Annotated in this window: 11 protein-coding genes; 1 reads left to right on the plus strand and 10 read right to left on the minus strand. The window is 47.8% G+C overall.

Annotated elements, in window-relative coordinates; translation table 11 throughout:
- Positions 1-22: 22 nt before the first annotated feature.
- From CP943_RS15390 to hemA, 7 genes are all read right to left on the minus strand, one after another.
- Positions 23-1,573 (minus strand): LysM peptidoglycan-binding domain-containing protein, encoded by a 1,551-nt coding sequence (locus CP943_RS15390; protein ID WP_105981124.1) that lies wholly within the window; start codon positions 1,571-1,573, stop codon positions 23-25.
- 148 nt (positions 1,574-1,721) lie between these two features.
- Entirely contained in the window at positions 1,722-3,017 is a 1,296-nt protein-coding gene (hemL, locus tag CP943_RS15395; protein ID WP_020452460.1) for a glutamate-1-semialdehyde 2,1-aminomutase, read from the minus strand.
- A 25-nt stretch (positions 3,018-3,042) separates the two neighbouring features.
- Entirely contained in the window at positions 3,043-4,017 is a 975-nt protein-coding gene (gene hemB, locus CP943_RS15400; RefSeq protein ID WP_020452461.1) for a porphobilinogen synthase, read from the minus strand.
- Between the two features lie 3 nt (positions 4,018-4,020).
- Positions 4,021-4,812: a uroporphyrinogen-III synthase gene (locus CP943_RS15405; protein WP_035338226.1), complete on the minus strand. Its 792-nt coding sequence runs from the start codon at positions 4,810-4,812 to the stop codon at positions 4,021-4,023.
- Positions 4,802-5,743: a hydroxymethylbilane synthase gene (hemC, locus tag CP943_RS15410; RefSeq protein WP_020452463.1), complete on the minus strand. Its 942-nt coding sequence runs from the start codon at positions 5,741-5,743 to the stop codon at positions 4,802-4,804. Before hemC ends, CP943_RS15405 begins: the two co-directional genes overlap by 11 nt.
- A 39-nt stretch (positions 5,744-5,782) precedes the next feature.
- A complete protein-coding gene (locus CP943_RS15415) occupies positions 5,783-6,613 on the minus strand; it encodes a cytochrome c biogenesis protein (protein ID WP_020452464.1) in 831 nt (276 codons plus the stop codon).
- 5 nt (positions 6,614-6,618) lie between these two features.
- On the minus strand, positions 6,619-7,980 hold the full coding sequence (gene hemA, locus CP943_RS15420; protein WP_020452465.1) for a glutamyl-tRNA reductase: 1,362 nt from the start codon (positions 7,978-7,980) through the stop codon (positions 6,619-6,621).
- 188 nt (positions 7,981-8,168) lie between these two features.
- Here hemA and CP943_RS15425 point away from each other — a divergent pair, with 188 nt between their 5' ends.
- The gene (locus tag CP943_RS15425) at positions 8,169-8,654 is read left to right on the plus strand and encodes a hypothetical protein (protein WP_035338224.1); all 486 of its coding nucleotides are present in this window, start codon (positions 8,169-8,171) and stop codon (positions 8,652-8,654) included.
- A gap of 48 nt (positions 8,655-8,702) precedes the next feature.
- Here CP943_RS15425 and yihA read toward each other — a convergent pair whose 3' ends face one another.
- The 3 genes from yihA to lonB all read right to left on the minus strand — a co-directional run bounded on the left by yihA (position 8,703) and on the right by lonB (position 13,483).
- Complete coding sequence (gene yihA / locus CP943_RS15430; protein WP_025811037.1) at positions 8,703-9,290, minus strand: ribosome biogenesis GTP-binding protein YihA/YsxC; 588 nt, start codon at positions 9,288-9,290, stop codon at positions 8,703-8,705.
- A complete protein-coding gene (lon, locus tag CP943_RS15435; RefSeq protein WP_020452468.1) occupies positions 9,287-11,611 on the minus strand; it encodes an endopeptidase La in 2,325 nt (774 codons plus the stop codon). The genes yihA and lon overlap by 4 nt, the downstream gene beginning before the upstream one ends.
- A 216-nt stretch (positions 11,612-11,827) precedes the next feature.
- Positions 11,828-13,483 (minus strand): ATP-dependent protease LonB, encoded by a 1,656-nt coding sequence (gene lonB / locus CP943_RS15440; RefSeq protein WP_026579128.1) that lies wholly within the window; start codon positions 13,481-13,483, stop codon positions 11,828-11,830.
- Positions 13,484-13,633 lie beyond the last annotated feature (150 nt).

Here is a 13,633-nt window from a genome sequence, read left to right on the forward strand (position 1 = left end):
TCACCACATTTTTATCAATGCATTAGGCATGGCTGTTTTGATAATCCGGTATATAAAGGATCTGTCCCTCTTTTAATTCCTCGTCAAGGGAAAGGGAATTCATCCGGATGAGCTGCTGGACATTAATATCATAGCGCTCGCACAAAAGATCAATGGTATCGTTTTGCTGAACGATGCACATCCTCATTCGAGTAAACTCCTCCTCTCCCTGTTTTGTAAACAGCTTTGTCAAATAGAGAGCATTGTCATTCTCCTTAGCTGACACTTCCTGGTCGTCTGCTGCCGGCATCTCATCTCTTTCTTCTTCAGGCTCCGTCTGCTCATGAAACGAATATTCCGGGATTTCAATGGTATGTCCGGCTTCCTCTTCTTCATCAATCGCTTCTGCTTTCTGTGTCACTTCAACTTCAAACGTCTCAGGCTCCCTGTCATTCTGGTCTTCCTCCAAAAGAGGCGGAACACCGTAGAACGGGGTTTCTTTCGGTTCATCATGAGTTTGATAAGCCCTTTGGAGCGGCTCCGGCTCTGCTTCCGCTTCTTCCCTTTTTAACTCGTATTCTTCCGGCTTTGCTTCTTTCTCCTCTTTCAGCTCATATTCTTCCGGCTTTGCTTCTACTTTCTCCCTTTTCAGCTCATATTCTTCCGGTTTTGCTTCTACTTTCTCCTCTTTCAGCTCATATTCTTCCGGTTTTGCTTCTACTTTCTCCCTTTTCAGCTCATATTCTTCCGGTTTTGCTTCTACTTTCTCCCTTTTCAGCTCATATTCCTCCGGCTTTGCTTCTACTTTCTCCCTTTTCAGCTCATATTCTTCTTCCGGATGTTCAAGAGCGGCGTCTTTTGGATTTTCCATTTCGCGCTTCGTCCGCTCTGCCGCAGACAAAGACGCTGTAAAAAACGGCTTTGTTTCCTCTGTATCGTCTCCGAGAAACGACTGGTAAATCGGAACCGCTTCCGCATCGGTATCAGTTTCTTCTGCTTCTTCATACGGCTGTTCTTCGTCCTGCTCTTCATAAGATCTGTCAAGCTGAATCAAAAATTCTTCCTCTTTACCCTGTTCTTCGTCGTTTGAAGGTGATCTGAAGGCAGGCTCAAGCTCCTCTTCCGGCTGGACGGCCGCAGGCATAGTACGCGGTTCTTCTTCTCCGGCTTCACCGCTTACATTCAAGAGGCCTTCAATCGCCAAATCAGCTTGAATCGTCAGCATTCTCGCATCTGTCAGCTGATAATCGAAAGCGTCAATAAAAACAAATACGTCGTTTAAATGATTGACCTTGTCTTTCGGGATGGTGATATCCACTGGGAAACAATGCGTCAGCTCTGCGCTGCCGTCCCCTTTCAGCTTTACATCTTCCACAAATCGGCTTGTCGCAGGCAGCTCTGCATATTCCCGGGTTTGATCTATGTTGTATTCGCCTGTCAGCTCTAATGACCCTCGTATGGATACATAATCATTTACTTCCTGAACGGTAATGTCAGGATCCAATGAAATCGATAATAATTCGGATACTTCCTGTCCTTTTTGAAAACAGATTGACTCTTCCACAGAAAATTGCAAACGATTGTTTTGCGGCAAACTGATATCCTCCCTTCACCTAATTTTTAAAATTAGATGTCAGTAAAGATGTATGAGAAAAGCAGGGAGAATATGAACAGAAAAATCATAAGCCGTTACCGGCACCATGCAAAAAAGAGCCGCCGGCAATGTCCGGCAGCCCTTTTCTTTATCTGGAGCGGCTGATTCTTTCGAATACGCGTTCAGCAGCTTGAATCGTATGCTCAATGTCGTCATCCGTATGAGCGGTTGACAAGAACAGCCCTTCAAACTGTGAAGGCGGGAGAAACACGCCTTCATCGGCCATCCCTTTATAATATTCGGCAAACAGTCCGAGATCAGACTGTTTCGCTGTATCATAATTGATGACCGGTTCATTTGTGAAGAAAAAGCCGATCATAGACCCCGCTCGATTAAATGTACACGGAATGCCATTTTTCCCGGCAGCTTCAGAAATTCCTTTTTCCAAACGGTCTGCTTTGCGGGAGAATTCCTGGTAGGATTCAGGAGTCAGCTGTTTCAATGTTTCGAGTCCGGCTGTCATGGCAAGCGGGTTGCCGGACAGCGTGCCGGCCTGATAGATCGGACCGCTCGGCGCAATTTTCTCCATGATTTCCGCCTTTCCTCCATAAGCGCCGACAGGAAGACCGCCGCCGATCACTTTTCCGAGGCAAGTCAAATCAGGCGTCACTCCGAAATAGCCTTGCGCACAGTTGTAGCCCACCCTGAAGCCTGTCATTACTTCATCAAAAATCAGCAGAGCGCCATGCGTCTCAGTCAGCTCGCGAAGCCCTTCGAGGAACCCTTTAACCGGAGGTACAACACCCATATTGCCCGCGACAGGTTCAACGATAACGCCGGCAATGTCCTCTCCGAATTCCTGAAAGACAAGCTTCATGCTTTCCAGATCATTGTAAGGAACGGTAATCGTGTTTTTTGCAATGCTTTCCGGAACTCCGGGACTGTCAGGGAGGCCGAGCGTTGCTACTCCAGAGCCCGCTTTAATCAGCAGGGAATCACCGTGTCCATGGTAGCAGCCTTCAAATTTCACGATTTTGTTACGGCCTGTGTAACCGCGCGCCAGCCGCAAGGCGCTCATCGTCGCCTCCGTACCGGAGCTTACCATCCGAACGATTTCTATGGAAGGAACGCGGTCGATGACAAGCTCGGCAAGCTCGGTTTCCAGTTCTGTCGGTGCACCGAAGCTTGTCCCGTGTTCTGCCGTGTTTTGAATTTCTTTCACCACTTTTTCATTGCTGTGTCCTAAAATAAGCGGTCCCCATGACAAGACATAATCGATGTATTCGTTTCCGTCAATATCATAGATTTTTGATCCTTTTCCCCGTTCCATAAAAATCGGGTCCATGTTCACTGATTTAAAGGCTCTGACCGGGCTGTTCACCCCGCCAGGCATGACTCGTTGCGCCTCTTCGAATGCCGCTTTAGACTTCTCATAGCTCCGCATCCTCTAAAACCCCCAGTTCAAATTCTTATTCCGAAATCCATTTTGCCGCATCTTTTGCAAAGTACGTAATGATCAAATCAGCGCCCGCCCGTTTCATGCTTGTCAGCATTTCGAGAACAAGAGCTTTTTCTTCAATCCAGCCGTTTTGTGCCGCGGCTTTGACCATCGCATACTCCCCGCTTACATTGTATCCGACAACAGGCAGGTTAAATTCGTTTTTCACTTCTCTGACGATATCAAGATATGAAAGCGTCGGCTTGACGATCAGGAAATCGGCGCCTTCTTCCACATCGGATTTTGCCTCCCGGAGAGCCTCCCTGCGGTTGGCATAATCCATTTGGTACGTCTTGCGGTCGCCGAACTGCGGACTGCTTCCCGCGGCATCGCGGAACGGGCCGTAAAACGCGCTCGCATATTTTACAGCGTACGACATGATCGGCACATTTGTAAATCCTTCCTGATCAAGCGCATCCCTGATGGCGGCAACGAAACCGTCCATCATGTTTGAAGGCGCAATAATGTCAGCGCCTGCACGGGCTTGGCTGACAGCGGTTTTTGCCAAAAGAACGAGCGATTCGTCATTTAGTATTTCACCGTTTTCCACAAGGCCGCAGTGACCGTGGTCCGTGTACTCGCATAGGCATGTATCTGCGATAACGACAAGCTCAGGAAAGTCTTGTTTAATTTGTGCAATCGCTTTTTGAACGATGCCGTGGTTGTGATAGGCTCCGCTTCCCACATCATCTTTGTGTTCAGGCACGCCGAAGACGATCACAGATTGAATGCCGAGGCCTGCGACTTCCTCCATTTCCTCTTTCAGCCGGTCCAAAGACAGCTGGTATACGCCCGGCATGGACGGAACTTCGCTTTTAACGTTCTCTTCCTCGGTTACAAATATCGGATAAATAAAGTCAGATGCTCTTAACTCGGTTTCTCTTACCAATTTTCGCATACCTGCTGTCGTCCGCAGGCGGCGGTGTCTTTGAAATGATGCTTCCATTTGTCATTCTCCCTTTCTTGAAATGCGGCATATTTCACGCAGCATTCCGTCGATTGTATAGACGTCCGGCATATATGAAGGAATTCCGTAGTCCGACAGCGCCTTCTTTGTCATAGGCCCGATCGTAATAAAAGCCGTACCGTTCTTTTCGGCCCACGTTCTGCTCTCCTCTTTCAAAATGGACATGAATGTATGTACCGTCGAGGAGCTGGTAAATGTCACAAAATCAAAAGACGCGTGTTTTGCTGCTTCCTTAAGCTCCAGAATTCCCTTTTCATCACGAACGGTTTCATACAAAATCCATTCCGAAACTTGAATTCCGAGCGGAGTGAGGGTTTTCTTGATGACGTCCCGGGATAAATTCCCTTTTAAAACGGCCACTTTATCATGACGGCCGACATTTCGCTTCAGTGCCTCCGCCAAATGTTCAGCCACGTATAACTCAGGCATCAGATCGACAGAAAGACCCCTGTCGCGCAAATACCTGGCCGTTTTTTCACCGACAGCGGCAACCTTGGCCTTTGATGCGAAAGGAACGCTGAACCCGGCGTTCTTCAAATAAGAAAAAAAGAATTTTGCCCCGTTCACGCTTGTAAAAACAAGCCAGTCCGCGCTTTCAAGATCTGCTCGAAAGCGCTGGGCCTGTTCTCGCGGGAGGGCGGGCCGAAACGAAATCAATGACGTTAAAACAGCTTCTCCGCCCAAAGCCTCCACCTTTTCCCTGAAGGATTGGGCTTGGGCTTTATTGCGGGTGACGAGCACTTTCTTTCCCTGTAAAGGAAGATCATGCTTCATTGTCTTCCAGCTCCTGTTTCACACGGTCAATCAGTGCCTTTGCTCCTTTTTCCGACATGACCGCCGCGCATTCTCTGCCGACAGCCTCCGGATCTTTTCCTTTTACTGTTTCTCTGTATGCGGTTTTTCCGTCAGGCGATGCCACAAGACCGGTCAGTTCGATGACGCCGTCTTCGTCCATCGTCGCAAATCCGGCGATTGGCACTTGGCAGCCGCCTTCCATCGCATGAAGAAAAGCGCGCTCGGCCGTGACGGTCAGCTGTGTGTAGCGGTCGTTCAGGCGCGAAAAGAGGGACAGCAGCTCCTCATCCGAGCCTCTGCACTCGATCGCCAACGCGCCTTGCCCAACGGCGGGAAGGCAGCTCTCTGGATCAAGAAATTCGGTGACGACATCGTCCTTCCAGCCCATTCTTGACAGGCCTGCCGCTGCTAAAATAATCGCGTCGTAATCTTCAGTTTCAAGTTTTTTCAGCCTTGTATCGATATTTCCCCTGATCCACTTGATCTCAAGGTCGGGGCGCATTTGCAAAAGCTGCGCGCTTCTTCTGAGGCTGCTCGTGCCGATAACCGCACCTTGTTTCAGGTCGGCCAGCTTTTGACGGCTTTTTGAAATGAGAACGTCCCTGGCATCTTCCCGTTTTGGAATGCAGCCGACCACCAGCCCTTCGGGAAGCGCCGACGGCATGTCCTTCATGCTGTGAACGGCCATATCAATTTCCCCGGAAAGCATCGCCTGTTCGATTTCTTTGACGAACAGGCCTTTCCCGCCGACCTTTGACAGGGTAACATCCAAGATCCGGTCGCCTTTTGTAACGATTTCCTTTATTTCAAACGTGAAATCCGGATTTAATTCCTCCAGCTTTTTGATCACCCATTTTGTCTGGGTCATCGCCAATTTGCTTCTTCTTGAGCCTACAATGATGTTTCTCATGTTTTCTTCCTCCCAATCCGTCACGGGCAACCGTTTTAACTAACTAAACCAATGAAATTGCGAAAAGCTGCCGAGCAAAAAGAAATTGATTAAAAGAACAAGAAAAGACGCGGTATTCCACATGGCCGCGATCCTTCCCTGCAGCTCTTTGACAATCCTGATAAATAAATAGTATCCGTATAAAAAAAGCAGCACGATCGATCCGAGCACTTTCGGATCCGCCCAGTACAGGGTTTCAAGCGATACATACGACCAGATAATCCCCAGAATCAGACTCAGCAAAAGCATGGGAACGCCGATGAGATTAAGGACATAAGCCATATGATCAAGTTTTGGCAAATCTTCGATTCGTAAGAGCCATTTCCCCCACTTTTTCTTTTTCAATAAACGGTACTGAAAAAGATACAGCACGGAAAAGACAAACGACAATGAAAACGCTCCATACGAAAGAATCGCCATTGTAATGTGGATGATCAAGAGCTCGGACACGAGCCTTCCCGAAAGCTCCGCCGACTGCTGGGCCGTCGGTGTAAACGTGTGGATCGCCGCCATTGAAAAGCCGATGAGATTGGTGAAAAAAACGAGAAATTCCACTTTCAAAAGCTTCGTCAAAACGAGAGACAGCGTGACAAGCACCCACGCGTAAAAATAAAGCCCCTGTGCATTATTCAAAACAGGAAACTGATCTGTGTACTGCATGAAATAAAAAAGGTATACCGTCTGCAGAATCCAGACAATAGAAAGCAACCAGAAGGCCGCTTTTCCCGCCTTCCGGTTGTGCTGTAAAAAGTCTATAAAATAAAAGAGGACGGTGAGCGCGTACAACACGATTGTAACTTCGTTAAGCCTTGCTAACAATGTGTCTGTCATGTCTGTCACTCGCTCGCGATAGAAGTCAAACCCTGCTGGTTTTGCCGCTTAAACGCATGAACCGGCTGGCGTTCGTCTTGATTCTCTCCGTCAGGAAAAGCCGCTTCTTCAATATCAAAAATCTGCGTAAACAGTGCAAGCTTTTCTTCGGCATCAGCTTCTGACGCAAACTCCTTCACTTTTAAAATCGGGTCGCGCAAGAGCTGGTTGATAATGCTTTTCGTATGCTTGTTTAAAAGTTTTTTCTCTCTTGTGCTCAAGTGAGGGAGCTTCCGTTCGATGCTCTGCATCGTTTCCGCCTGGATTGTCAAAGCTTTTTCCCTGAGAGCAGAGATGACCGGCACGACGCCGAGCGTATTCAGCCATTGTTTAAAAGCGACGATCTCAGCTTCAATAATCAGCTCCACTTCTTCAGCAACGGCCTGACGCTCCTTCAGATTTTCTTCCACGATCCCTTCAAGATCGTCAATATCGTACAGAAAGACGCCTTCCACATCGCTGAGAGCCGGGTCAAGATCCCGCGGCACGGCAATATCCACCATAAAAAGCGGACATCCTTTGCGAAGCTTATTGACATGTTCGATCATCTCTTTTGTGACGACATAGCCGCTTGCGCCCGTTGAACTGATGAGAATGTCGGCTTCCATTAAAGCGCATTGCAGCTCATTTAAGCTTTTCGCCGCGCCTGAAAAACGGCCGGCAAGCTCCTTCGCTTTTGAAAATGTTCTGTTGATCACGGTAACCTGTCCGATTCCGTGGCCGTGCAGGTTTTGAACCGCAAGCTCTCCCATTTTGCCCGCGCCGAGAATCAGCACGTGTTTATCGGAAAGGTCGCCGAAGATTTTCCTGGCAAGCTCGACGGCTGCATAGCTTACGGATACAGCATTTGAAGCAATGTCCGTTTCGGCATGGCAGCGCTTGGCAACGGTGACAGCCTGCTTAAACAAATAGTTGAAAACGGTACCAATTGTCTTCTCTTCCTGAGCCAGCTTAAAACTTGTACGCACTTGGCCTAAAATCTGCGTTTCTCCAATAACCATCGAATCCAATCCGCACGATACGCGGAACAAATGTTCAACGGCTCCGTCGTTTTCATAAAACTTCAAGTAAGGCGAAATGTCCTCTTTGCTTAGTCCGAACCAGTTCGCCAAAAACATTTTCATATAATAACGTCCGGTGTGCAGCTGATCAACGACTGCATACAGCTCTGTCCGGTTGCATGTCGACACGATGATATTCTCAAGTATGCTTTTTTCTTCTTTCAATTGCGACATCGCCTGCCCCAGCTCATCCGGCTGAAAGGTTAACTTTTCACGTATATCAACAGGGGCTGATTTGTAATCCAATCCCACGACAAGTATATGCATAACTCTTGCTTGCACCCCCAACATCTATCTAAATTAGAATGATTATAATATAGAATTTATTATTCAAAACGATTATAACATATATTCACTATTTTCTCTTCCCAAAATGTGAACAGATTTTAAAAAATTGATGTGATATAGTAGAAAATGTGTTTCTATTTCTTTCACTACATCAAGAAGGTGATACTTTGAAAAAGAAATCTGTTTTGCTTCCATTGCTGTTGATAGCCGTGGCTGTCTACGCCTTTCTGCGGTCGGGCCGGATCAACCTGTTTGACGGACAGGAAGAATGGTCTGTACTTGCGGGGCTCATCGGGCTGGCTCTTTTTTATCAGGGACAGAAGGAAGCCGATTCCGCCCATTCCTTTGCAGGGCTCTTCATGACAGCGATCGGTGTTTATTTCACATTTAAAGAGGACTATTTCAGCCGCGCGGATGATTTTGCGGTCATCGTGCTGATCCTCGGTGCGGCGCTTCTTGTCAAATCGTTTAAGACGAAAGAATATCAATATGAGAGTCTGCTGATGATCGCAGTCGCCCTCTATCTTTATTTTTTCCGGCAGATTGCCGCCTGGCTGAAGACGGCGAATATCGAGACGGCATATGTAGAAGCTTATTGGCCGGCCGCTTTTATCGCGGTTAGTCTGCTTTTATTATTCTTAAAAAGAAAATAGTTTATTCAAGAAAAAGCACTTGCATCAATCCCGCAAGTGCTTTTTCTTTTATCTCGCGATCATTTGCTCGATCGCCGACCACGCTTCTTGTTTACCCTTTTTCGTCTCGGAGGAAAACAAGATGAGCTGGTCTTCTTTTTCTATATTGAGCGTCTCTTTGACGACTTTGGCATGCTTTTCCCATTTACCTTTAGGGATTTTATCCGCTTTTGTCGCAATCACGATCACAGGAATTTCATAATGCTTTAAAAAGTCGTACATGATGACATCATCCTGTGAAGGAGCATGCCTGAGGTCGACGATTTGGACGACCGCTTTCAGTTCTTCGCGGGATGTCAAATACGTCTCTATCATACGGCCCCAAGCCTCGCGCTCCGTTTTGGAGACTTTCGCAAATCCGTAACCGGGCACATCGACAAAGTGAAGAACATCGTTAATGATATAAAAGTTTAATGTCTGTGTTTTGCCCGGCTTTGATGATGTCCTCGCTAAGTTTTTACGGTTGATCATTGTATTGATAAATGACGATTTTCCGACATTAGATCTCCCGGCAAGGGCGATTTCCGGCAGCCCCCCTTCAGGGTACTGCTCGGGTTTCACCGCACTGATGACAATCTCTGATTTCGTTACTTTCATTTCTCTTCTCCTACTAGCGCATGCTTTAGAACTTCGTCCAGGTGAGCGACAGGAATGAAGGTTAAGCCTTCCCGCACGCTGTTTGGAATGTCCTCAATGTCTTTTTCATTATCTTTCGGCATAATGACAGTCTTTAAGCCGGCACGGTGTGCGCCGAGCGCCTTTTCCTTCAAGCCGCCGATCGGAAGGACGCGGCCTCTTAACGTGATTTCGCCGGTCATGCCGACATTTCGTGAAACAGGTCGGCCCGTCAGCGCCGAAACAAGAGCTGTCGCCATTGTGATCCCCGCGGATGGCCCGTCCTTCGGAACGGCCCCTTCCGGCACGTGAATGTGAATATCGTGTTTTTCATGAAAATCAGGGTTGATGTTTAACTCTTCCGCTTTTGAACGGACATAGCTGAATGCGGCTTGTGCCGACTCTCTCATGACATCGCCGAGCTTTCCGGTTAAAATGAGCTTGCCTTTCCCGGGGGAAAGAGACACTTCGATGGACAGCGTATCTCCGCCGACCGTCGTGTAGGCAAGACCTGTGACAACGCCGATCTGATCGTCGAGCTCAGCCTGTCCGTACCTGAACATTCTTTTTCCTAAATAGTCTTCAAGGTTTTTGTCCGTGACCGTAATTCTTTTTCTTTCCCCTGATACGATCAGCTTCGCCGCTTTTCTGCATATCGCTGCGATTTGGCGTTCAAGACTTCTGACGCCGGCTTCCCTCGTATAATAGCGAATAACATCAAGGACAGCCTGCTCCCGTATTTGCAGATTGGATTTTTTCAGACCGTGTTCTTTCAGCTGTTTTGGAAGCAGATGGTCTTTGACGATTTCGACCTTTTCCACTTCCGTATAGCCCGCGATCGTGATGATCTCCATACGGTCTCTGAGCGGACCCGGGATTGTGGCCAGGTTGTTCGCGGTCGCAATAAACAAAACCTTTGATAAATCAAACGTCTCTTCAATATAATGGTCGCTGAACGTATGGTTTTGTTCAGGATCGAGCACTTCCAGCATCGCTGAAGCAGGATCTCCCCTGAAATCCGAAGCCATTTTATCAATCTCGTCCAAAAGGAACACGGGATTGTTCTTGCCTGCTTTTTTCATCCCCTGAATAATGCGGCCCGGCATGGCGCCTACATATGTGCGGCGGTGGCCACGGATTTCGGATTCATCCCTCACGCCGCCAAGGGAAATGCGGACAAATTTGCGTCCGAGCGATTTGGCGATCGATTTGGCCAGCGAGGTTTTTCCGACACCCGGAGGTCCGGCCAAGCATAAGATCGGTCCTTTTAACGAGCGGGTCAGCTTTTGGACTGCCAAATATTCGAGAACCCGTTCTTTCACTTTTTCAAGTCCGTGATGTTCTTCATCAAGAATTTGACTGGCGAGATTTAAATCAAGCCTGTCTTCTGTTGCATCATTCCATGGGAGGGAAATAAGCCATTCAATATAATTGCGGATGACAGAACTTTCAGCTGAGCTTGACGGAATTTTTTCGTACCGGTTTAGCTCTTTAAACGCGGTTTCTTTCACATTGTCAGGCATGCCGGCCTGTTCGATTTTCTCAGTCAGCTTTTGGACCTCGCCCGTTTTTCCTTCTTTATCGCCAAGCTCTTTTTGGATGGCTTTCATCTGCTCGCGCAGGTAATACTCCTTTTGCGTTCTTTCCATTGAACGCTTGACGCGCTGCCCGATCTTCTTTTCAATCTCAAGGACTTCTTTTTCGTTGTGAATCAGGTCGATCACTTTGTTTAATCTGGCTTTGACATCGATCGTTTCCAGCACTTCCTGCTTGTCTTTCAACTTAAGCGGCAGGTGGGAGGCGACGATATCGGCCATTCTTCCCGGCTCTTCAATATCTGTCACAGCGGCAAATGTTTCAGCCGATATTTTTTTCGAAATCTTTATGTATTGATCGAAGTGGTCAAGCAATGTGCGCATGAGTGCTTCATCTTCAACATCTTTTTCAGTCTCTTCATCGATTCGTTCGATTTTTACAGACGTATATTCATCTAAATCATGGTACTCAAGAATGCGGGCGCGCTGCAGCCCCTCCACCAAAACGCGGATCGTTCCGTTCGGCAGCTTGAGCATCTGCTTGATTTTTGTATAGGTTCCGAATGTAAAAATCTCGTCTTCATCCGGTTCGTCTATGGATATGTCCTTTTGTGTTGCCAAAAAGATCATATGGTCATTCATCATCGCCTGTTCAAGCGCCTGAACCGACTTTTCACGCCCGACGTCAAGGTGCAAAACCATCGTCGGATAGACGAGTAAACCTCTTAAAGGGAGGAGCGGGATGTTTCGTTTCGTTTCATCTGCCATTTTGACTGACACCTCCGTAACTTTAGTATGAACCATTATAATATACTTTTTTTATCCCTGTACAATTGTAAGCCCGGCGAAATAAAAAGGGTCTCCTGTAGTATACCCTTTCTTTCAGTTCTGAAAAAGGAAAAGATGTCCTCCGCTAAGAAAACATGCCGGCGCCTGTCGGAGAAAACCGGCCCGAAAAAAATCCCCATCTGAAATGATGGGGATTTATACGGATTCTCTTTTCATCTGAGCGCCGTCAGGCATTTCTGAAGGAGGGTTGACCAATGCAAGGTCCAGCACTTCCTGCAAGGTTTTGACGGGAATGATATGTACGCCTTCTATCCGCTTTAAAATCGACTGGACATTTTCGTGCGGAATAATAACAGTTTTTGCCCCCGCATGCTTGGCCGCTTTGATTTTCGGAATCACGCCGCCGATCGGCTTTACCCGGCCGTTCAGGCTGATTTCCCCCGTCATGGCGACAGTATGGTCTATCGGAACCTTATGAATGGCGGAGAAAATGCCCGCCGCCATGGCAATTCCTGCAGATGGTCCGTCAACCGGGATACCGCCGGGGAAATTCACGTGAATATCATAATCCGAAGCTTTTACTCCCATTGTCCGCAATACAGTCATGACATTTTCGACCGACCCTTTCGCCATGCTTTTCCGTCGGATCGATTTTGACTGGTTGCCGATATTCTCTTCTTCTGCGATGCCTGTGATATTAATCGATCCCTTATCAGCAGCCTTGTTGACTGTGACTTCAATTTCGAGCAGCGAACCGCTGTTAGGGCCGTGGACGGCAAGTCCGTTGACGATGCCGACCTGCGGTTTGGAGGCGATTTTTTGTTCGTATTTCGGTGTCAGCTGGCTCGAATGGATCACCCATTCGATATCTTCAACCGTCACCTCGTCGCGCTCTTCAGTCAAAGCCATTCCGGCGGCGATTTGCATCATATTGACGACTTCGCGGCCATTTCTCGCATACCGCGTCAACAGGTCAAGTCCTTCCTCTGCGACTTTCTTCTGAATCTTATCAGCCGCTTTTTTGGCGACCGTTTTTAATTCTTGCTTTTCAAGGTCGCGGAAGAACACTTCCAGACATCTCGACCGAATCGCTGGCGGGATTTCGTCAGGCATCCTCGTCGTCGCGCCGATCAGTCTGAAATCCGCCGGCAGCCCGTTTTGAAAAATGTCGTGGATGTGTTTGGGGATTTGCGTGTTTTCTTCACTGTAATAGGCGCTTTCCAAAAACACTTTCCGATCTTCAAGCACCTTCAGCATTTTATTCATTTGAATCGGATGAAGCTCTCCGATTTCGTCGATGAATAATACCCCGCCGTGCGCATGCGTAACGGCTCCCTGCTTTGGCTGAGGAATTCCGGCCTGCCCCATCGCTCCGGCACCCTGATAAATCGGATCGTGGACCGATCCGATCAACGGGTCGGCGATTCCCCGCTCGTCGAAGCGGGCCGTTGTCGCGTCAAGCTCGACAAAGACGGAATGTTCCTGGAACGGTGAGCGCTTGTTCTTTTTCGCTTCTTCGAGGACAAGCCTTGCAGCTGCGGTTTTCCCTACACCTGGAGGGCCGTAAATAATGACATGCTGCGGATTTGGTCCGCAAAGGGCGGCTTTCAGCGCTTTAATGCCGTCCTCTTGGCCGACGATGTCTTTAAAAGATGTCGGCCTCACCTTTTCTGATAACGGTTCTGATAAATGGATTGATCTCATTTTCCGGAGCTGTTCCATCTCTTTTTTGGACTCTCTGTCTATCGTAACCTTTTGGGTTCTTTGATTCTTGAGCAGATTCCAAAAATATAATCCGATGATGATCCCGAAAAATAGTTGTACAAAAAGTGCAATGCTCGTCCAGCTCAACTGATGGTCCCTCCTGAAATGGTTTCGTATCTTTAAGTATGTCAGATAGTATTTCCTGATCAGGGAGGGAATAAACGTACAGAAAGGGATAATTTTGCTTTTGGAAACCGTCACTTTTTTCTGTATGGCGACGGTTTCCAAATGCAAAAA

It is taken from the genome of Bacillus paralicheniformis, from assembly GCF_002993925.1.
GTDB lineage: Bacteria > Bacillota > Bacilli > Bacillales > Bacillaceae > Bacillus > Bacillus paralicheniformis.